The 19345-nt window shown below is 65.6% G+C and carries 18 protein-coding genes; 12 read left to right on the top strand and 6 right to left on the bottom strand.

Annotated elements, in window-relative coordinates:
- Positions 1 to 182 precede the first annotated feature (182 nt).
- The 5 genes from CV103_RS18145 to CV103_RS18125 form a co-directional block, all read right to left on the bottom strand.
- The gene (locus CV103_RS18145) at positions 183 to 1514 is read right to left on the bottom strand and encodes a DNA-packaging protein (protein WP_107395741.1); all 1332 of its coding nucleotides are present in this window, start codon (positions 1512 to 1514) and stop codon (positions 183 to 185) included.
- Positions 1511 to 2188 carry a hypothetical protein gene (locus CV103_RS18140; RefSeq protein ID WP_170112668.1) on the bottom strand — a complete coding sequence of 226 codons (678 nt, stop codon included), beginning with the start codon at positions 2186 to 2188 and terminating at the stop codon, positions 1511 to 1513. The genes CV103_RS18145 and CV103_RS18140 overlap by 4 nt, the downstream gene beginning before the upstream one ends.
- A 128-nt stretch (positions 2189 to 2316) precedes the next feature.
- A complete protein-coding gene (locus CV103_RS18135; RefSeq protein WP_107395739.1) occupies positions 2317 to 2976 on the bottom strand; it encodes a glutathione S-transferase family protein in 660 nt (219 codons plus the stop codon).
- A gap of 44 nt (positions 2977 to 3020) precedes the next feature.
- A complete protein-coding gene (locus CV103_RS18130; protein ID WP_041864974.1) occupies positions 3021 to 4697 on the bottom strand; it encodes an MFS transporter in 1677 nt (558 codons plus the stop codon).
- Positions 4698 to 4756: 59 nt separating this feature from the next.
- Positions 4757 to 5281, bottom strand: a complete 525-nt coding sequence (locus CV103_RS18125) for a GNAT family N-acetyltransferase (protein ID WP_015460090.1) — start codon at positions 5279 to 5281, stop codon at positions 4757 to 4759.
- A gap of 203 nt (positions 5282 to 5484) precedes the next feature.
- Here CV103_RS18125 and CV103_RS18120 point away from each other — a divergent pair, with 203 nt between their 5' ends.
- Positions 5485 to 5916: a hypothetical protein gene (locus tag CV103_RS18120; protein WP_015460089.1), complete on the top strand. Its 432-nt coding sequence runs from the start codon at positions 5485 to 5487 to the stop codon at positions 5914 to 5916.
- Positions 5917 to 5932: 16 nt separating this feature from the next.
- A complete protein-coding gene (locus tag CV103_RS18115; protein WP_107395738.1) occupies positions 5933 to 6697 on the top strand; it encodes a TorF family putative porin in 765 nt (254 codons plus the stop codon).
- 65 nt (positions 6698 to 6762) lie between these two features.
- Here the strand turns inward: CV103_RS18115 and CV103_RS22955 are convergent, their stop codons facing one another.
- Positions 6763 to 7164, bottom strand: coding sequence for a DUF6456 domain-containing protein (locus tag CV103_RS22955; RefSeq protein ID WP_245896959.1), 402 nt, complete (start codon positions 7162 to 7164; stop codon positions 6763 to 6765).
- A gap of 442 nt (positions 7165 to 7606) precedes the next feature.
- Between CV103_RS22955 and CV103_RS18105 the strand changes: the two genes are divergently transcribed.
- The 10 genes from CV103_RS18105 to CV103_RS18060 all read left to right on the top strand — a co-directional run bounded on the left by CV103_RS18105 (position 7607) and on the right by CV103_RS18060 (position 19292).
- On the top strand, positions 7607 to 8173 hold the full coding sequence (locus CV103_RS18105) for a helix-turn-helix domain-containing protein (protein ID WP_015460086.1): 567 nt from the start codon (positions 7607 to 7609) through the stop codon (positions 8171 to 8173).
- Positions 8174 to 8527: 354 nt separating this feature from the next.
- Positions 8528 to 10828, top strand: coding sequence for a TonB-dependent receptor (locus CV103_RS18100; protein ID WP_107395736.1), 2301 nt, complete (start codon positions 8528 to 8530; stop codon positions 10826 to 10828).
- A 26-nt stretch (positions 10829 to 10854) separates the two neighbouring features.
- Positions 10855 to 12120, top strand: a complete 1266-nt coding sequence (locus CV103_RS18095) for an MFS transporter (protein ID WP_107395735.1) — start codon at positions 10855 to 10857, stop codon at positions 12118 to 12120.
- A gap of 124 nt (positions 12121 to 12244) precedes the next feature.
- Positions 12245 to 13435: an amidohydrolase family protein gene (locus tag CV103_RS18090; RefSeq protein ID WP_107395734.1), complete on the top strand. Its 1191-nt coding sequence runs from the start codon at positions 12245 to 12247 to the stop codon at positions 13433 to 13435.
- Positions 13425 to 14498, top strand: coding sequence for a LysR family transcriptional regulator (locus tag CV103_RS18085; protein ID WP_245896939.1), 1074 nt, complete (start codon positions 13425 to 13427; stop codon positions 14496 to 14498). Before CV103_RS18090 ends, CV103_RS18085 begins: the two co-directional genes overlap by 11 nt.
- Positions 14499 to 14639: 141 nt before the next feature.
- Positions 14640 to 15638 (top strand): Rieske 2Fe-2S domain-containing protein, encoded by a 999-nt coding sequence (locus CV103_RS18080; RefSeq protein WP_107395733.1) that lies wholly within the window; start codon positions 14640 to 14642, stop codon positions 15636 to 15638.
- Between the two features lie 20 nt (positions 15639 to 15658).
- On the top strand, positions 15659 to 16528 hold the full coding sequence (locus CV103_RS18075) for an acetoacetate decarboxylase family protein (RefSeq protein WP_015460080.1): 870 nt from the start codon (positions 15659 to 15661) through the stop codon (positions 16526 to 16528).
- The gene (locus CV103_RS18070; RefSeq protein ID WP_015460079.1) at positions 16528 to 17394 is read left to right on the top strand and encodes an SDR family NAD(P)-dependent oxidoreductase; all 867 of its coding nucleotides are present in this window, start codon (positions 16528 to 16530) and stop codon (positions 17392 to 17394) included. The genes CV103_RS18075 and CV103_RS18070 overlap by 1 nt, the downstream gene beginning before the upstream one ends.
- 20 nt (positions 17395 to 17414) lie before the next feature.
- Positions 17415 to 18770, top strand: coding sequence for an MFS transporter (locus tag CV103_RS18065; RefSeq protein WP_084653019.1), 1356 nt, complete (start codon positions 17415 to 17417; stop codon positions 18768 to 18770).
- Positions 18771 to 18815: 45 nt separating this feature from the next.
- Entirely contained in the window at positions 18816 to 19292 is a 477-nt protein-coding gene (locus tag CV103_RS18060) for an aldehyde dehydrogenase family protein (RefSeq protein ID WP_245896938.1), read from the top strand.
- Positions 19293 to 19345 lie beyond the last annotated feature (53 nt).

The raw sequence follows: 19345 nt of genomic DNA, 5'->3' as shown, positions 1-19345 counted from the left end.
CTGCCCAAAGTAGGTGAGCACCGGAAGCGCAGGAAACCGCCATTTGCAGGCCGTCAGGGCTGAATATAGATTGGTCCTGGGCCGTCACCCCCGGCGCCCGCCGCACGGTGGCCCCCCGATCACGTCCGGGGGGCGGCCTTTTTAAGGAGCGCGTCGAGCCTCACGGGATGAATGCCCTCCCCCTAAAGCATCCGCATCGCCGGCCGCGGCCCCCGCACCAGCATCAGTTCGGTCAGCGCCCAGACCAGCGCGTCCGCGCGATCCGGCGATCGGCCCGGCCCCTCATATCCGCCGCCCGCAAGCAGCCCGGCCATCTCATCCTCCAGATCGGGGAAGGCCGTCACATGGAAAGCCCGCCCGGCCTCGTATAGCGCCACCACCGGCTCCGCCCGCGCCGTCTTGCCGTGCGCGGCATGGACCAGCTTCACCGGCAGCCGCTCGTCGGCGGCGCGCAGCACGCTTTCCACCATCGCCCCGCCATTGTTCGCCTCGGCCACCACCCGATCCGCGCCGTGCGCGGCCGCCGTGCGCGCCACCGCCCGTGCCCAGCCCTCGGGGCCGACGCCGGAAACGCTGGCGTCGGCCAGCACATAAGCGCGCCGGTCCTCCCCCATTGCCGCCACCACGATGCCGCAGGCGTCGCCCCCGCCCGCGCCGGCCGGCGGATCGACGCCGATCACCACCCGCACCAGCGCGTCGGGGGCCGGGCGCCGGCAGCGCTCGATCAGGTCGCGGCTCCACAGGGCGCCCGCCACATCGTCGATCAGTTCGCCGTCCAGCTCCTGCCGGCCCAGCCGCGTGCCGGCATAATTGGCGGCCATCGCCGCGATGAAATCGCGCGAAAGATGCGCGCGATTGTCGCCCGTCCCGCCCCGCGTCACCAGCACGCGCGCTTCCCTGGCCAGCCGCCGCACCAGCGCCACCGGGCGCGGCGTCGTCGTCGCCACCGCGCGCGGGCGGCGGCCCAGCCGCAGGCCCATCATCAGATTGTCCCACGCCTCCACGCCGGCCGGCCATTTGGCGATCTCGTCCGCCCAGGCGAAATGGTGCTGCGCGCCGCGCAGCCCGTCCGGCTCGGCCGCCGAATAGAGGAAGGCCTGCGCCCCGTTCGGCCAGCGCAGCCGGTGGAGCGAGGGTTCCCAGCGGGGCTGCCGATGCGGCGGGGCGATGCTCAGCAGCCCGCTCTCCCCCTCCACCATCACCGCGCGCGCCTCCGCCATCGTCGCCGCCACCAGCGCGATCCGCGCCTCGGGGCTGCGCTCCGCCTGCGCCCGCACCCATTCCGCCCCGGCCCGCGTCTTGCCGAAGCCACGCCCCGCCAGGATCAGCCAGGTCCGCCAGTCGCCTTCGGGCGCAAGCTGCGCGGGCCGTGCCCAGAAGGGCCAGCTCCACAGCAGCTCCAGCCTTTCGTCGGGCGCCATCGCCTCCAGCATGGCCCGGCGCCGCGCCGCGTCCAGCCCGGCCAGTATCTCCGCGCGCGATCGGTTCGCCACCGGCCTCCTGATCGCGTTCATCGCGGCTCGGCCATGCGCTCGTGCATCTCGGCCAGCTTCTCGTCCAGCCGGGCGAAGGCATCGGTCATGTCGATCGCCGCGCCCGGCGCCGGCACCGCCTCCCTTGCCGTCTCGCGATGCATGCGCAGCAGGAACATCACCATTCTGTTGTCCGGCACCAGCACCTCGCCCTTGGCCTCGCCGCCATGGATGATCGGCGTCAGCGTGCCGCCCAGCGCCCGCTGCAGGGCCACCTGCTCCAGATGCTCCAGCCCTTCCTCCAGCGCCGCCTTCCACGCGGCCCGGAAATCCGCGTCGCGGCGGCGCAGCTTATAGGCTCCCGGCTCGCCCATCCCCACCAGCCGCGCCGATGCGCTCACATTGGCCGTTACCGCCAGATGCGCCAGGAACGTCTCCCGCTTGGCCTCGGTCCAGCCGCCCGTGCGCACCACGCGGCCGATGGCGTTCAGTTCCGGCGCTTCGCGTTTCGCGCGGGATGCGGCCGGCCGGCGTTTCGTTTTCGGCTCCGACGTCGGCGTCGGCGCCGGCTCCGGCTTCGGCTTCGGCTTCGGCTTCGGCTTCGGCTCCGGCTCCGGCTCCGGCTCCGGCTCCGGCTTCGTTTTCAGCTCCGGCGCCGGCTTCGCGCCGGCATCGCCCGCCATCGTGCCCGGCGCGGTTTCTTCCACCTTGCCCATGGCCCTACCTCCAGCAATCGAACAGGCAGAAATGGAACGGGCCGGCGGCGATCCCTCGCCCCGGCCCGAACGCATTAATCCAGCTTGCGGTTCTTCTATCTCAACAGCGTCGCGCTGTCAATCATTTTTTACCTATTTGGTTCGTAACCGACCTTGGCGAAGAACGCCCGTTCCCGTTCGATCCACGGCGCGATCGAAGGCCGCGCCTGTATCCCGGCCACATAGGCCGCCACCCTGGGGTGGCGCGCGGCATCCACGCCCGCGCCCACATGACCGAAATTGGCGAAAGGCTGGACGATTGCGATATCCGCCAGCGTCAACCGGTCCTCCACCAGATATCCCGATTCCGGCACGCGCGGCTCCAGGAAATCCAGCAGCTTGGGCAAATCCTCGCGCTCGGCCCGGTCCGCCTCGGCCAGGTCGCCCTCCTGCTTCAGGAACAGCGGGCAGACGATGCGGTTGAAGAACATCTTGGCCATGCACGGCACGAACTTCGTATCAGCGATCTCGTCCCACCAGATCGTCATCGCCCGCGCCCTGGGCTCGGCAGGGATCAGCGCCGGATCGGGCTTGATGGCCTCCATATAGGTTACGATGGCGGTGGAATCGGACAGGCGAAAATCCCCGTCGCGGAATGCCGGCATCAGCCCGAAGGGGCTCGCCGCGCGGAAATCCGGGTCATCCGCCTGCAAGCCCAGCGATTTCAGCTCGAAATCCAGCCCCTTCTCGGCGGCAAAGGCCAATACCTTGCGCACATAAGGCGACATGGAACTCCCATAAACGATCATCGGCGCGCCTCTCTCTTCTCGTCATCCCACCCTGGCTGGCCACGCTAGCTGGAACGCGTGGGATCGGTCATCGGATCGGCCATCTCGCGGGCGCCCGGCGCGCGGGTCCAGGGCAGCGATCCGGTCTGCCGCTCGATCATGCGGTGGATCACCGGCTTGTCGTCCCCGCGGTGGAGCGCGCGGATGCGCTCGAAATTCTCGGCATCCGCCTGGGTGCGCCGTTCCTGATGGCGGATATAGTCCAGCCAGGTCGGCACATTGTATCGCTCGATCCACAGTCGCGGGTCGCCCAGGTCGCGCAGCAGCGTCCAGTGCCGCGCGCCGTCGCGGATGCGGATGCGCCGCCGCTCGTTCATCGCCGCCAGGAACTCGATCACGTCCACCGGGTCGATATGATATTCGATGCTGATCACGATCGGCCCGCTCGATGGCTGCACCGCCACCGCCGTTTCCGGCACCGTCCATTGGCCCGCCGGGTCCAGGTTCATGAAATCCGCCTGCGGCAGCTTCAGGCGCAGGCCCACGATCAGGCCGATGCCCTGCGCCAGCCCGGCGGCGATCAGCGCCACGCGCACGCCATGGTCGTCGGCCACTTCGCCGAACAGCCAGGCGCCCATCGCCATGCCGCCGAATGCCGCCATCTGGTAAAGCGCCAGCGCGCGCGCCACCACCCAGCGGGGGGCCGCCATCTGCACCGATACGTTGAAGGTGGAAAGCGCCAGCACCCAGCCCGCGCCGGCCAGCGCCAGCGCCGCCACCGTCACCAGCGTGATGTGGCTCATGCCCGCCACGATCGCGCCGATCGTCAGCGCCAGCGTCGCCGCGCGCACGATCGTCTCGGTCGAAAAGCGTTGCCGCAGCCGTCCGCTGCTCAGCGCGCCCGCCACCGCGCCCAGGCCGAACGCGCCCAGCAGCACGCCGTAGACCAGCGGTCCGCCCGTCACCAGGTCGCGCGCCACCAGCGGCATCAGCGCCGGCACCGCGCTCGCGGCGATGCCGAACAGCCCCGCGCGCAGCAGCACCACCCGGATCGTGGGGGACATGGCGACGTAGCGCACCCCCGCCGCCATCGCCGTCCCCAGCGTCTCGCGCGGCAACATGCGCGGCGGCCGCACCGGGTGCCAGCGCGTCAGGACAACGATAAGTCCCAGATAACTAACGGCATTCACCGCAAACGCCGCCGCCGGCCCCGCCGCCGCCACGATCAGCCCGCCGATCGCCGGTCCAACACTCCGCGCGATGTTGAACCCCATGCTGTTATAGGCCACCGCGCTCGGCAGCACCGGCCGCGGCACCATATCGCCCACCGATGCCTGCCACGCCGGCCCGTTCAGCGCCGTCCCGCACCCGATCAGGAAAGTGAAGGTCAGCAGCAGCCAGGGCGTCAGCACGCCCATCCACGCGCAGATCGAAAGCGTCAGCGACACCAGCAGCATGAAGCCCTGGGCGCACAGCATTACGATCCGCCGGTCCAGATTGTCCGCCACCGCCCCCGCCCACAGCGAAAGCAGCATGATCGGTAGGGTGGTGGACGATTGCACCAGCGCCACCAGCGTCGGCGAATGGGCGATGGTGGTCATCAGCCAGGATGCGCCGACGGACTGGATCAACCCGCCGAAATTGGATGCCATGCTGGCGATCCATACCGCGCGGAAGATCGATATGGTCAGCGGCGAAGGCGGTGGCGGGGAATCGGCGGTGGATGCGAAAGGGCCGGCCATGCCCCTTCGATGCGTCAATTCCGCGGTTTGGGCCACCCCCTAACTGGCGATTTTGTCGCTCACTCGCCGTCCAGCGACTTCACCAGCACAGCGAAGCGCAGCGGCGGCTCCACCGCGACCGGAAAGGGCCGCGTCTCGCCCGTCACGCGGTAGCCGCGCCGTTCGTAGAAGGCGATCAGTTCGGCCCGGCTGTCGATCACGGTCATCTCGATCCGCGCGACGCCGAACAAGGCCCGCGCCTGCGCCTCCGCCTCGGCCATCAGCCGCTTGCCCAGCCCACCCGCCTGCCGCAGCGGATCGACACAGAGCAACCCGAGATAGGCGGTGCCGTCGCCCTTGTCGGTGATCTGCACACAACCGAGCATCGCGCCGCCGGCTTCGGCAACCAGCAGCCGCTCGCCCGGCGCCGCAAGGATCGCCTCCAGCGTCGCCCGGTCGGTGCGCTCGCCTTCCAGCAGGTCCGCCTCGTGCGTCCACCCGCCACGCGCGGCATCCCCGCGATAGGCCCGCTCGATCACGGGGTGCAGCATGGCGAGGTCATCGGGGCGGGCGGGCCGGATGGTCAGCAGCGAAAGATCGATCATTCCGCGCCTGATAAAGCGAAGCCGGCGATGGAGGGAAGGCCAACCGCCACAAAAAACCATCCGCCGGAAACAAGCGGGAAATCCTCACCCGCCTAAAGCCTTCTCCATTGCTCGCTCTTCGGAGCCGCCCGGCAACGAGATCCCATCCAAGGGACGGCCAAACAGGGGAGGCGCTCGCTCCGGTCAATGTCTGGAGGCACCACGTGAACATTCTCTGGCTCGCAGTCGCTTATACGATGAGCCTCGACGCTCCCATTACCCATCAGGTCACTGTCGAACATGCCGGCAAGCCGGTTGCCGTCACCTATGATGCTGAGGTCGTCACCCGCATGAAGACGGTGGGCACCACCCCGCCGCCGCGCCCCAGCTCGGAACGCTGCCGCTGGAAGGCCAGCGTCACCGTCATCCGCCAGGTCCATTCGGCCTCCGGCGCCAGCCTCAACCGTACGCTGCCGGAAGTGAAGGAAATCAGCGGCCAGCGCCCCGGCACCTGCATGGCCGGCCGCAAGGCGATCATGGCGGAGCTGGACGGCAAGATCGAACGCGTGCGCGAACATCTGCGCGCCACGGCGGAAGCCGATCGGCCGACCCTGCTTGCGGATATCGACGCCGCCCGCACGCTCGCCCTCAACTGACGCCCTCAACTGAACGATGCTCCATTGCAGGGCCGCGCCGCTGGCGCTCGCGCTGGCCGGCGCGGCTTCGGCCGCTGCCGCCACCTCGCCCGCGCAGGCGCAGGCATTCGCCGGGCCGCAATTCTCGGCTGAAATCGTCACCGATCAGCGCCGCCGCGGCTTGAGCTGGAGCGATGGCAAAGCCGCAGCCGAGGCCACCCTGCGCCTTCCGCTGGGCGACAGGCTGGAAGCCGGCGCCGCGATCGGCACGTTGCGCGGCAGTAACCGTCATGGCGGCGCCGACGCCGGCCTGGATCTCGATCTCGGCTATCGCCACGATGCCGGGCCATGGCGCCTGACCGCCACGGTCATCGGCCATATCTTCCCCGGCGAAGGCCGGCTCGATTATGTCGAGGTCGAAGCCGGGGCCGGCCTGCTGATCGGCCCGGCCCAGTTCGATATGCTCGCCGCTTATGCCCCCTCGCAAGCGGCGATCGGCGGCGACAATCTCCATCTCGCCGCGCGCGGCCTCGTCGCCCTGCCCGGAACCCCCTTCACCCTCACCGCCGGCATCGGCCGGTCGAGCGGAGACGTCACCCGCCCCGATCGCGCCCTCCGCCTGCGCCCCTCCGGCAGCTATTGGGATTATCGCTTCGGCGTGGACCATGTCAGCGGCCCGATCACCCTGGGCCTCGCTTTCACCACCACCTCGATCGACAGGCCGGCCGCAAGCACCCCCACCCGCTATCTCGATCGCCACACCGGCTCCAAGCTGCTCGCCCGCGCGCGGCTCAGCCTGTAAGGGGCAGCGCCCGTTCAAGCATCGCACGCGGGCGCCCAATCCAGCCCGGCCTTCGTGCCCCCGCTTCATCGCACGCCATAGAAATCCGCCACCCGGTCCAGCGCCATCAGCAGCACCAGCTTGCCCGCGCGCCTCGGCCAGCCCAATGCCCGCTCCGCGCCCTCCAGCCCCTCGCCCCCGCACACGACCCGCCAGCAGATATCGGCCAGCCCCGGCCCTGTTGCGGCAATCGCCCCGTCGAACCGGCGTTTCGCCGCGATCTGTGCCAGCGTCGGGTCCAAGGGCGCGTCCGGCCCCCTCGCGCCCCGCGCCACCGGGGTCGCGTCCCAGCGCATCGTCACGCGCGGCGAAAGCCCCGCCATCTCCCAGTCCGCACGCAGCCTCTCTCCAGCGTCGAACTGACGCCGGGTCAGCAGTCCGCGCGACAGCAGCCATCCCAGCGGCGATTCCCCCGCATTCACCGCCACGCTCCGCGCGGGCCGCGCCGGCCCACACTCATTCCCGCCCGCGCCATCGCGTCTCCGCGCTCCGTCAGCTCCACCACCCCGGCCGCCGCTCGATTCCGCCGCAGGCACGGGCCGCTCCACGATCAGCCGGTTGGCGCGATCGGGCCGGGCGATCCTGGCTGTGAATCCCTGCCCCGCCGCCGTCAGCCGTAGCGCCCTGTCTGCCACCGTCACCAGGTCGGCGCGGGCCAGCGTGTCGATCAGGCTGTCAGGCGCGTCCAGCACGCCCACCCGCCAACCATCGCCATGCCGCCTCGCGGGCCGCCCTTCCTCCAGCGCCGCCATGATCCGCCTGCCACGGGCCCCAATCGCCGCCATGCTGTTTCTCCTTGCCTCGACAAGGCAGTTGATTGCCACATAGGTAATGCTGTAGGAAAGCAATGAACCATATGGGTTATACACCATGATCACATGCATCCGCGACGTCCGCCGGGCCAAGGGCCTTACCCTCCAGGATGTGGCCGATCGCTGCGTGCCGCCCACCACGGCGCAGACGATCGGCCGGCTCGAAACCGGAACCCGCACCGTCTCGGTCGGCTGGCTCAACCGCATCGCGGCGGCGCTGGGCGTGGACGCGGCCGATCTGGTCCGCCTGCCCGATCGCATCGACCTGCCGGTGCTGGCGATGATCGGCGCCGATGGCGCGCATGCTCCAGCGCGGCCGCTCAGCCTCACGCCCCCCGCGCCGACGGCAGGCGCGGTCGCGTTGCTCGTCGAAAGCTCGATCGGCGATTATCGCTCCGGCGACGAGATATGGTGCGAGCGCGTTGCGCCGGATGGCTTCGCCCGCGCCCTCAACCGCGACGTGCTGGTTCCCCGCCCGGCCGGCCGCTTCGCCTTCGGCCGGCTCATCGGCGCGGAGGAGGATCGCCTGCTCCTGCTCCCCCCCGGCGCAGGTTCCCGCCAGCAGGTCGTCACCAATCCCGCCTGGATCGCCATCGCCACCCGCCTCGTCAGGATATTGGCTTAGCGGGCGGACGCCGATCGACGGGCGCCGGTCGTTGAGGCTGGCCGACCCGCCCTATACGGGCGGGCGCGCCACCGACAGGGCGGTTGCGGCTTCCCCCCGCAGATCACATTAATTGTTCTCCATCGGAAACAGTCTGGTCATCTTCACGCTCTTGTTGAAGGTCGGCCTATCCGCAAGGATATGCTGGCAACGATTGAAGCAGGCTTCCGGCATTGCGCATTCGATCTGCAAATGACTGCGAAAATCGCAGCATGATGGGGGAGATCGGGCGCCGGAGCATGTCGGTGCGGCGGTTGTCCCCCACTTCATATGAGGGAGGGGAATATGAGGCGCCGCGTCCGACTGATTATACTGATGAACAGTGCCATCGCCATTTCGGCACCGGCGGCCGCCCAGGAAACCCATCAGCCTGTTGAGGACAACAGCGGAATCGCGGACATTGTCGTCACCGCGCAACGCCGCGAAGAACGGCTGATCGACGTGCCGATTTCCGTCTCCGCGCTGCGCGGTGAAGCGCTCGAGCGCGGCGGCGTCACAACCGTCAGCAATATTGAAACGCTCGTTCCCAACATCCAGATCAACCAGACCGTCGGCAACACCTTCGGCCCCCTCATCTCAATCCGCGGGCTTGCTCCGTCGTCCGATACCAGCCTCGGCCGCGATCAGCCCGTCGGTCTCTATATCGACGGCGTGCCGATCGCGAAGTCGACGGGCGCGGCATTCGACACGGTCGATCTCGAGCGGATCGAGGTTCTGCGCGGCCCGCAAGGCACCCTGTACGGCAAGAACACCATAGGCGGCGCGGTGAACCTGGTAACCCGCCGGCCTTCGGGAGAATTTGGCGGGCGCCTCGTGCTGGGCGCGGGCGAATATGATCTCTATACCCAGCGTATCTCCGTCGACCTGCCGACAATGGGCACGCCTGATGACGCGTTGGGCACGCTGAAAGCCAAGTTCGCTTATTCCGGTCGCCAGTTTGACGGTTTCTACAAGAATGACGGCCCATCGGCTGATTTCGGCCGGCAACGGCTCAAGGCGGGACGCGTGGACCTGCTATGGGAGCCTAGCGATCGGCTCTCGCTGGTTTATGGTTTCGACATCAGCGACAGCAACGGCACCGGCGCGATGCTCGCGATCAGCGCGCCGGGCACGATCGCTCCCGGGACACCCCTCTATGGCCTGATCGGCCCGTATATTCACCCCGATCGCCCGGACCGGATTTCCGCCGACAACAATGTCCGCAGCGATTTCAAGGTATGGGGTCATGCGCTGACGACGCAGTTTGACGTCGGATCGACCGGCCTGGGCGATATCACGCTGAAATCCATCACCGCCTGGCGGCAGCTCAAAACCCGGAGCGATAGCGATTTTGACGGCACGCCGAATGATCTGGTCCGCTTCACGCTCAACAATGATTATCAGCAGTTCAGCGAAGAATTTCAGATTATCGGAAGCACCGATCGCATCAAATATACGCTCGGCGCATTTTATATGCGGGATAAATATGGCGTGTATAATCCGCGCTGGAACTTCCAGTTCGGCGGCAACAAATATGATCTGAGCGAGCGAGGGGCCAATAATTATTCCGTTGCGGGCTACGGGCAATTTACGTGGACACCCCCCATTGCCGGCGACCGCCTGGATCTTACCGTCGGCTTGCGCTGGACGCGGGACACCAAGGACGTATGGGAACGTTTCATTTCCTACACCGCCTATGCCGCCGATCCGGCGGCCCCCGGTTCGGGCGTTTTCCAGCGTGGCCCCGATGGGACGCCGATCACGATCAGCGGTGGGCCGCCGTCGGGCGCATTGCCCGGCGCGGATCCGGGGCCTGACGATCTCATTCCTCTCCAGAATGATCGATCCTGGTCGCGGCTGACGCCGGAATTCAACGTCAGCTACAAGCTGCAGGACGACTGGAACGTCTATGGGCGGGTCGCGACCGGCTTCAAAAGCGGCGGCTTCAACGACACGGCGTCCAACAATGCAGCCTTCAACGCGCCTTACAATCCGGAAAAACTGCTGTCTTTCGAACTCGGCACCAAAGGCGCCTTCTTCGATCGCCGGTTGAGCGTGAACGCCGCCGTCTATCACAGCATCTACAAGGATTTTCAGGCCGGCGTGTTCGTGCCGGCGGTGATCACCACCAACATCATCAATGCCGGGAAGGCTGAATTCACCGGCTTCGAGATCGAAGGCCAGATACGCCCGATCGACAGCCTGAGCCTTAATTTCGGCTATGGCTATCTCGACGCGCGATACAAGGATTTCGTGCTGCCATCGGGTGAGGACGTGACGGACCTCTACAAGATTCCGCTGGCGCCAAAGCACAACTTCCTGCTTGGCGGGGAACATCGGCTCGATCTCGGCTCGATGGAGCTCATCACCAGCCTGAACTATTCGTGGCGCAGCGCCCAATGGGGCACGATCACGCCCGACGAGCTCAGCAAGCGCAAGGCCTATGGCGTGCTCGATGGACGGATCTCGCTCGCCGGTATCGCGCTCGGCGGCAACACGGAACTTGAGCTGTCGGTTTGGGGCAAGAATATCACCGACGAGAAATATTGGGTCAGCGGCATCAACCTCAGCCTCTTCACGGTTCGGCAGTGGGCCGATCCCCAGAGCTTCGGGGTCGAGGCCAGCCTCAAGTTCTGAACGCGCTGGTGGCGGGCGCCGGAAGGATGAGGGAAACCGCGATCTCCGGCGCCAACGGCTTGCCGCGGATGGCGTTCGCGGCGCTCTTTGCCACGACGCTGGCGACCGCGATCGGCAATACGGGTCTCATATCGGTGATGCCCGCGGTCGGTCGTCAGCTTGGGATATCGGACTTCCTGATCGCCAGCATCTTCTCGCTTTCGGCGCTGATGTGGGCAATCTTTTCGCCATATTGGGCTGCGCGTTCCGATCGACGGGGACGCAAGCCTTTCATCCTTGTCGGTCTTGGCGGGTTCATATTCTCGATGCTGGGCTGCGGCCTCGTCGTCCTCGCCGCGACGGCCCCGCTTGCCGGGCCGACCGTGATCTTCATGGCCTTTCTCGTGATCCGATCCAGCTACGGCATGTTCGGCTCGGCCTCCGCGGCCGCCGCGCAAGCCTATGTCGCCGATCATAGCGAAGGCGCGCGCCGGGTCAGGGCGATCGCGACCCTGGGCGGCGCGCTCAGCCTGGGGACGATCTTAGGCCCAGCGCTCGCACCATTCCTGATCCTGCCGCCGGTGGGGCTGTCGGCCCCGATGTTCTTCTTCGCCGCGGGCGGCGTCGCCATCCTTTTGCTGGCGGCTATCGCGTTGCCTGCGGATGGCCCGCCGAAACTGTCCAGCCGCCGCGTCGAAAGGACAGGCTCGATATGGGGCGACCAGCGCGTCCGTCCCTTCCTCCTATATGGCTTCACGGTCAGCTCGGCTCAGGCCGCCAACACCTATACCCTTGGTTTTCAGGTCATCGACCGGCTCGGCCTTCCTCCGATGGAGGCACAGGGTGCGATCGGATTGGCCATGGTGACGGGCGCCGCCGCCGGGCTGCTCGCCCAATGGGGGCTGATAGCCATGGCCGGCATGATGCCCCGGGCCTTGCTCCGCTGGGGCGCCGCGCTCGCGCTCGGCGGCAACATGTTGATCGTGATGCTTCCCGGCTATGGCGCCCTCGTTGCCGCCTTCGCGCTGACCAGCCTGGGCTATGGGCTTGCGCGGCCCGGCTTCTCCGCCGGCGCATCGCTTGCCGCGCCGGATGAAGGACAGGGTGCGGTGGCGGGCGCTGTCGGGTCGATCGCCGGCGCCTCGATCGTCATCTCCCCGATCCTGGCCGTCGCGCTTTATGAGATCGCACCAAGCGGTCCCTTCATTGTTCTCGGCGGGCTGATGGCGGCGATGCTCGGCTATTGCTGGACCAGCCCGTCGCTGGCCGAAAACCGGGTGCGATCGGACGCGATCGTTTCCTGTGAGCGATAGTTTGTGCGCGGTGGTTGCCTTGTGGTGGCGCCGTGCGGCGCGATAAATCGGACAGGATCAAATCGCCGGGAAGCCCCGCGCAAGCAGCAGCGAAATCCCGCGCAGCCGTCAGCAGGAGAATGTCATGGACCGCTACCTCGTCATATCGTCCGACGGTCACGCGGGGCTGCCGCCTGAACGTTATCGCGATTATCTCGAGCGCCAATATCATGCGGAGTTCGACGAGCGCCTGGAGCGGGAGATCAAGGCTCGGGAAGAGCATGAAAAGCTGTTCCTGCTCGACGATTTCAACACGAAATGGCGCGCCAAGGTAGGCGACGGGCTGGAAGGCGCATGGGATCCCGTCATCCGCAACCGCGTGCTCGATCAAGATGGCGTGGCCGCCGAAGTGCTGTTTCCCGACGGCATCACCGAACGTAATGCTCCGCCTTTCGGCGCCGATGTCGGCCTGCGCCCGTTTGGCGTGGCCCCGGAACTGCAATGGGCAGGCGCCCGCGCGCATAATCGCTGGATGGCCGATTTCTGCCGCGACGACCCCGTCCGCCGCATCGGCCTCGCCATCATTCCTGCGCTCTATGACGTCGAGGAAAATCTCAAGGAAATCCGGTGGGCGCGCCAAGCCGGGCTGAAGGGCGTTTTCATGCCGGCGATCATGGATGGCTATGCGATGTATAACCATCGGAAATATTATCCGATGTGGGATCTGCTTCAGGAACTGGACATGCCCGTTCATTTCCATTCGGGCGGCGCACCGGCCTATGATACCAGCCAGCCAGGCTGGATCGGCACCTATCTGTCCGAATATGCCTTCTGGCTGACGCGGCCGATGTGGACGATGATCTTCGGCGGCGTGTTCGAACTCTATCCTCGCCTCAAGGTCGCCTTCACCGAAGCGGGCGGGGAATTCTGGTTTCCCTGGGTGCTCGAGCTCATGGATATCCGCGCTTCGGTGAAGCACACCAGCGGCAAGCTCGGGGATTATAATTCCAACCTGACGATGAAGCCGAGCGAGTATTTCGCCCGCAATATCTGGGTGGGATGTTCCGCGCTGCCGGACGAGGAGACGACCGAATCCTATTACAAGATCGGTGTCGACCGGATCATGTGGGGCACGGACTATCCTCACCCCGAGGGAACCTGGCCGGCGACGCTCCAGAAGATGAGCCTGAGCCTGGGCGGCCTGCCCGAGGCGGATATTCAGAAGATGCTCGCCGGCAACGCCCTCGACGTCTACGATGTGGACAAGGCGGCGCTGTGGAAGCTCGCCGCCGAAATCGGTCCGCAAAAGGCGCAGTTCGTCAAGCGTGCCGCATGATCGCGACCGGCCAACAGATTTGGCCCCTATTGTAAACAATCCCGGCCAAACCGGGTTTCCTCCGGTGCTGCACAGGAATAGCGTTCCGCGCAATGCCGCCTTCGAGGCGGCACTGCAGGGGACACGACAGGTGACTTGGCGCGGCATCGAGGAGTTTCTTGCAGTCGTCGAGACCGGCAGCTTCACGGCCGGAGCCGAGGCGCTCGGCGTCTCCAAATCCTTCGTCAGCAAGATGGTGAGCGAACTTGAGACGCGTGTCGGCGCCCGCCTGCTTGTCCGCACGACACGGCGCCTGTCGCTGACCGCCGCTGGCGATCTGTTCCACCAGCGCTGCATGGAAATGCGCTCGTCTCTCATCGATGTGGAACGTCAGATGGCGCAGTTCCAGGAACGCCCCGTAGGGCGTCTCCGCGTGGGGCTTAGCGACATATTCGGCGTCACCTTCATGTCATCGATCGTCGCCGAATTCAGCGCCCGGCATCAGGAAATCTCGCTCGAGGTCGTGGCCTATCTGCGCGAGGCGGATCTCGTGCAGGAACAATTCGATGTCGTTATCCGATACGGCAGGCTGATCGATTCCGGCCTCAAGGCGCGTTTGTTCGGCTATCTCTCATACTGCCTGTGCGCCTCTCCCGAATATATCGCGCGCCACGGCTGGCCCGAAAGCCCTGCCGATCTGGCGGCGCATGCGTGCCTCGCCGATCTGGGCGGTTATTTCTATTTCAACGAAAAGCAGGCGCCCAACAATCGGGTGAAGGTTTCGGGCACGTGGAAGAGCAACAGCGGCATCGCGCTCGCCTCGGCCGTGCGGCATGGATTGGGAATCGCGCAGCTGCCGATCAGCATCATTCGCGATGACCTGATGGATGGCCGTCTCGTTGCGCTCAACCAGGACTGGGCCTTTTACGACAAGGAAGTGTGGGCGGTGTTTTCACCGGGCATGATACCCGCTGCCACCCGCGCATTCATCGATCACCTTGCCGTCAGCTTTGAGCATCGCAAACTACGGCCATGGATGCGGCCGGCGATGACCGCTTTGGGTGAACATATCCACCGGCGATAGGCGCCATTGTCCGCCGACATGGACAGTGCTTCCCCCCCGGCGATCTTCACCCGCTGGAATGAAAGGTTATTCTGCATCTTGAAAAGCGCCAAAGAGCAGCAACCGGACCGCCACAAGGCGGCCGGCGATAGGAGAGGATCGATGCTCCAACGGTTTCCGATGACGATCCCATTTGGCTGGTTCTTTGTCAGCTATAGCGATGAGCTCGCGATCGGCGCGGTCCGCCCGATCCATTATTTCGGCCGCGACCTCGTTCTTTTCCGGGGCGAATCCGGTGCGGTCGGCCTGCTTGACGCCTATTGCCCGCATCTCGGCGCCCATATGGGCCATGGGGGCACCGTGGAGGGAGACTGCCTCCGCTGCCCCTTTCATCATTGGGCCTATCGCCCGGACGGCTTCTGCGCCGACATTCCCTATGCCAGGCTGATGCCGCCCATCACCAGGCGCGAGCCGATCGCACGGCCTTATCCGGTAGTGGAAAAGAACGGGGTGGTGTGGGCCTGGTATCATCCCGATCGCATCGCGCCGACATTCGACGTGATCGAACATGCCCCCTTTACCGATAGCGGCTGGAGTCCCCCTGTCCGCCGTTTCTGGAGCTTCGCGAGCAACCCTCAGGAAATTGCCGAGAACGGCGTCGACTTCGCGCACTTCGAATATGTGCACAAGATGGAAGCGGTCCCCGAAGGCAAGACCACCTATGACGGCCATATCCGGCGAAGCAGCGCACATGGCGAGCGCGTGGCGGTGCTGCCCGATGGAACCACCAGGATCATTCCGTCCAGCGTCAACACCATCCAGAACGGGGCGGGCCAGAAGTTCACGCAACTGCAGGGCGTCGTCACGCTTTCGCTGATGGTTCTGGCAACCCCCGTCGAGGCCGATCAGGTCGAGCTGCGCTTCTGCTTCACCTTCCCCGAAACGGATGAAGGCTCGCCGGAGCATCGGGCGGCGCTCATGGCGATCGAATATACGTGCGGGCAAACGGGTGTCGAAGGCGATATCCCGATCTGGCATCACAAGATCCACCGGGCGCAACCGCTCCTGTGCGATGGTGACGGCCCGATCCTTCGTTTCCGGCATTATTTCCAACAATTCTACGCAAGCGAGGACGCCCCGCAGCAGATGGCGGCCGGCTGACCGACCGATTCAGGATCTGGATGTTCTGCGTGCAGGCCACCGCCTGCGCGATGAGGGCAATTTTGCTCAAGGGAGAAGCGCATATGGCCAAGCTACGCTTTGTACAGGGATCGTCCGGCGCTCCGGCTTCGGCGAGCCTCAACAACACGGTGCGGACGGTCCGGGCCACCTATGAAACGGATGCCGAGATCGTCCGCGCCATGTTGCCGCGGCCTCTCGTTCCGGCAGCGCGGCCCGAGGTTTTCCTCCAGTTCGCCCATGTGGCCATGCACGTCACGCCGGAAACCACCGTCGAGATCGGCGCGCTGACGCTGGGTCTGATGTGCGATTATGAAGGCACACCCGGCGGCTACGTGTTCCATATGGCAATGGAAGGCGAGTCCGTGGTCACGAGTGGCCGGGAACGTTTCGGCGAGCCCAAGAAGATCGCGGAAACCACCTTCGAAAAGGATGGAAATCACGTGCGTGCCACCTGCACGCGACACGGCATCACATATTTCGAGGTCGACGGCACGATCGGCGAGGATCAGGGCAAGCCCGAACCCTTCGAGGAATATTTTTATTGTTACAAGGGTTTGCCATCAATCTCCACGCCGGGTGAATTCGATGGTGACGTGTTTCTCACCCGGCTCAACTGGAAACGGAACTACAGCTTGAAGCGCCGCTTCGACGGGCAGATCCGCTTTCACGAGTCCGCATATGATCCGCTGGTCGATGTGCCCATCCGCCGCATCGTCAGCCTCGATTATGTCGAAGGGGCGACCAATACGAGCGGGCAATTGCTCCGCACCGTGCCCAGCGAGTTCATCGCGCCTTTCTGGGTCCAGCGCAACGACGTGCCATCGAATCCCGGAATAGACGTTCCCCTGATCGGCTCCAAGGCAGCCTGATGCGCGACTTCAGGGATCGCGTCGCCGTCATCACCGGCGGCGCCAGCGGCGTGGGGCGTGCCCTGGGCGCCCAGTTGGCGGCGGAGGGCGCGAAGATCGTCCTCGCCGACATCGACCAGGCGAGGCTCGATGCCACCGCCGCGGAAATAGCGACGGAAACCGGTGGCGACGTGATTGGCCTCCAGGTCGACGTCACCAAGGCGGATTCGGTTGAGGCGCTGGCCGAGGCCGTTTGGGCGCGCCATGAAGCGGTCCACCTGCTTTTCAACAATGCGGGTGTCGGGCTGGGGGAGGCCCAGCGGACGATCTGGTCGCTGCCCACCAGCGATTGGCATTGGGGGTTCGACGTGAACCTCTTCGGCGTGGTTTACGGCATCCGCTCCTTCGTGCCGCGGATGCTCGCATCGGGTGAAGAGGGGGTCGTCATCAACACCTCTTCGTCCAATGGCGGGCTGCGCTCGCTTCCCAACACCCCAATCTATGCCGCGTCGAAGGCGGCGGTGACGAGCATCAGCGAAGTCCTTTACCAGCAGTTGCTGCGCGAGGGCGATCGCGTGCGGGCGGCGGTGTTGTTCCCGGGTCCGCACGTCGTGAACACGTCCATTCTGGCCTCCAAGCGCAACCGCCCCGCCGATTATGGCGACGATGACGGCAACAAGCCCGCATATGAGACGATGGAAGATCTGGTTCGGACAACCGGCCTGAAAATGGCGCTGACCGAACCCGAGGAGGTCGCGGCCTTCGCGCTTGAAGGCATTCGGGCAGGCCGCTTCTGGCTGTTGCCCGAAAGCAGCGAGAATGACGACAAACTGCGGGAGCGGATGACCACGCTGTTGGCCCGGGCCAACCCCGTGTCGGCCTGGTAGCGATAGGAAGGAAAACGCGCGTGGCGAGCAGGGTGTTGGAGCGGCAGCGGCTGGCGCAAGGCGAGCCGAGCACGCCTTACCGTTGGTATGTCGTCGGCGTCCTTTCGCTGGCTTATTGCTTCAGCGCGATCGATGCGCGCGTGCTCACCCTCCTCGTCATCCCCATCAAGCAGGATCTGGGCCTCAGCGATTTCCAGATCAGCCTTCTGCAGGGGTTCGCCTTTGCGCTGCTATACAGCGTTGCCGCGATTCCGATCGGGCGGTTTGTCGATACGAGCCGAAATCGCACGCGGATCATCGTCTGGGGCGTGGCCTTCTGGTCCATAATGACGATGGCATGCGGATTGGCGCGCAACTTCGGCCAGCTCTTCGCGGCGCGTATCGGCGTAGGCGTGGGGGAAGCGACGCTCAGCCCGACGGCATATTCGCTGATCAGCGATTATTTCGATTCAAAGCGCCGCGCGCTCGCGATCAGTTGCTACGCAATCGGCTACCCGATCGGCGGCGGGCTCGCCCTCATCATCGGCGGGGCGCTGCTGCAATATTTCGTAGGCAAGGGCGGCGGCGATCTGCCGATCATCGGGGCGCTCGCGCCATGGCAGATGGTTTTCGTGGTGGTCGGCCTGCCGGGCACCTTCATCGTCGCCCTGCTGCTCACCATCCGTGAACCGATGCGGCGGGAACTCGCCAAGGGATATGAAACGCATCGGATGCCCTTGTCGGTAACCTTCGACTATCTCAAGGCGAACTGGAAACTCTACGCTATGCTGATCAGCTCGATTTCGCTGATAGGCATGCTCGCGATAGGCGTTTCGCTCTGGTATCCGACATTCCTGATCCGAACCTATGGCATGTCCATCAAGGATGTCGGACTATATTACGGAACGGTCATGCTGGTCTGCGGCGCGGCTGGAACCGTTGGCGGGGGCTGGCTTTCCGGGCGCCTGATGAAAGCCGGCCGGGCCGATGCCAATATGCGCATCGTGCTGGCGACGACCCTTATAAAGGCGCTCCCGCTGATCATCGGCCCGCTGATGCCGAACGCGGCCCTTGCGCTCGGCTGCATGGCGGTGGGCACGCTGGTCGGCCAGGCGGCGCAAGGGGTCATGATCTCGGCGATCCAGGATGTGACCCCCAATCAGTTGCGGGGACAGGTGATGGCGCTGACGCTGCTGTGCGTGAACCTCGTGGGATTGGGGCTGGGTGCCAGCTTCATCGCGGCGATCACGGATTTCGGGTTCGGCGACGAGGCGGCGCTCCGCTATTCGATCTCCATCGCGGGCGGAATCCTGTTGCCGGTGATTATCGGGATCCTGCTGATGGGGCTGCCCATCTATCGCGCCAGCCTGAACAACGCCCGGGATCGGATCGTCTGATCTGCGGCGGCCGACTGTGGGATACCGCCACGCTCAGGAGAAGGCATGCGCGAATATACGAAACTCTACATCGACGGAGCTTGGGTGGATCCCGCTGGCGGGGCACAGGTGCTCGACGTCATCAATCCGGCGACCGAGGAAGTCGCCGGACACGTATCGGCCGGAACTGCGGCCGATGTCGATCGCGCAGCGGACGCGGCGCGGCGAGCATTCGCATCATGGGCCGTGACGACGCGCGAGGAGCGGATCGACCTCCTCCAGCGGATCATCGCCGAATATAAACGGCGCGAAATCGAGATCGCGGACGCGATCACCGAGGAAATGGGCGCCCCGCGATCGCTGGCGTTGCGCGCGCAGACGGGAAGCGGCCTCGCCCACCTCGAAGCGGCAGTCGCCGTGCTGCGGAACTATGCCTTCGCGGAGGAGCAGGGAACAACTCGGATCGTCAGGGAGCCGATCGGCGTGTGCGGCCTGATCACGCCCTGGAATTGGCCCCTGATGATGTGGGCGCCCCCGCACTGACCGGCACTGCTATGGTGGTGGTCTCAGCATGTGGGATGAGGAGCGTTCGAGAT

Source organism: Edaphosphingomonas fennica (assembly GCF_003034225.1).
In the GTDB taxonomy this organism is placed as follows: domain Bacteria; phylum Pseudomonadota; class Alphaproteobacteria; order Sphingomonadales; family Sphingomonadaceae; genus Sphingomonas_E; species Sphingomonas_E fennica.
This window is presented reverse-complemented; position numbering and strand designations above follow the sequence as displayed.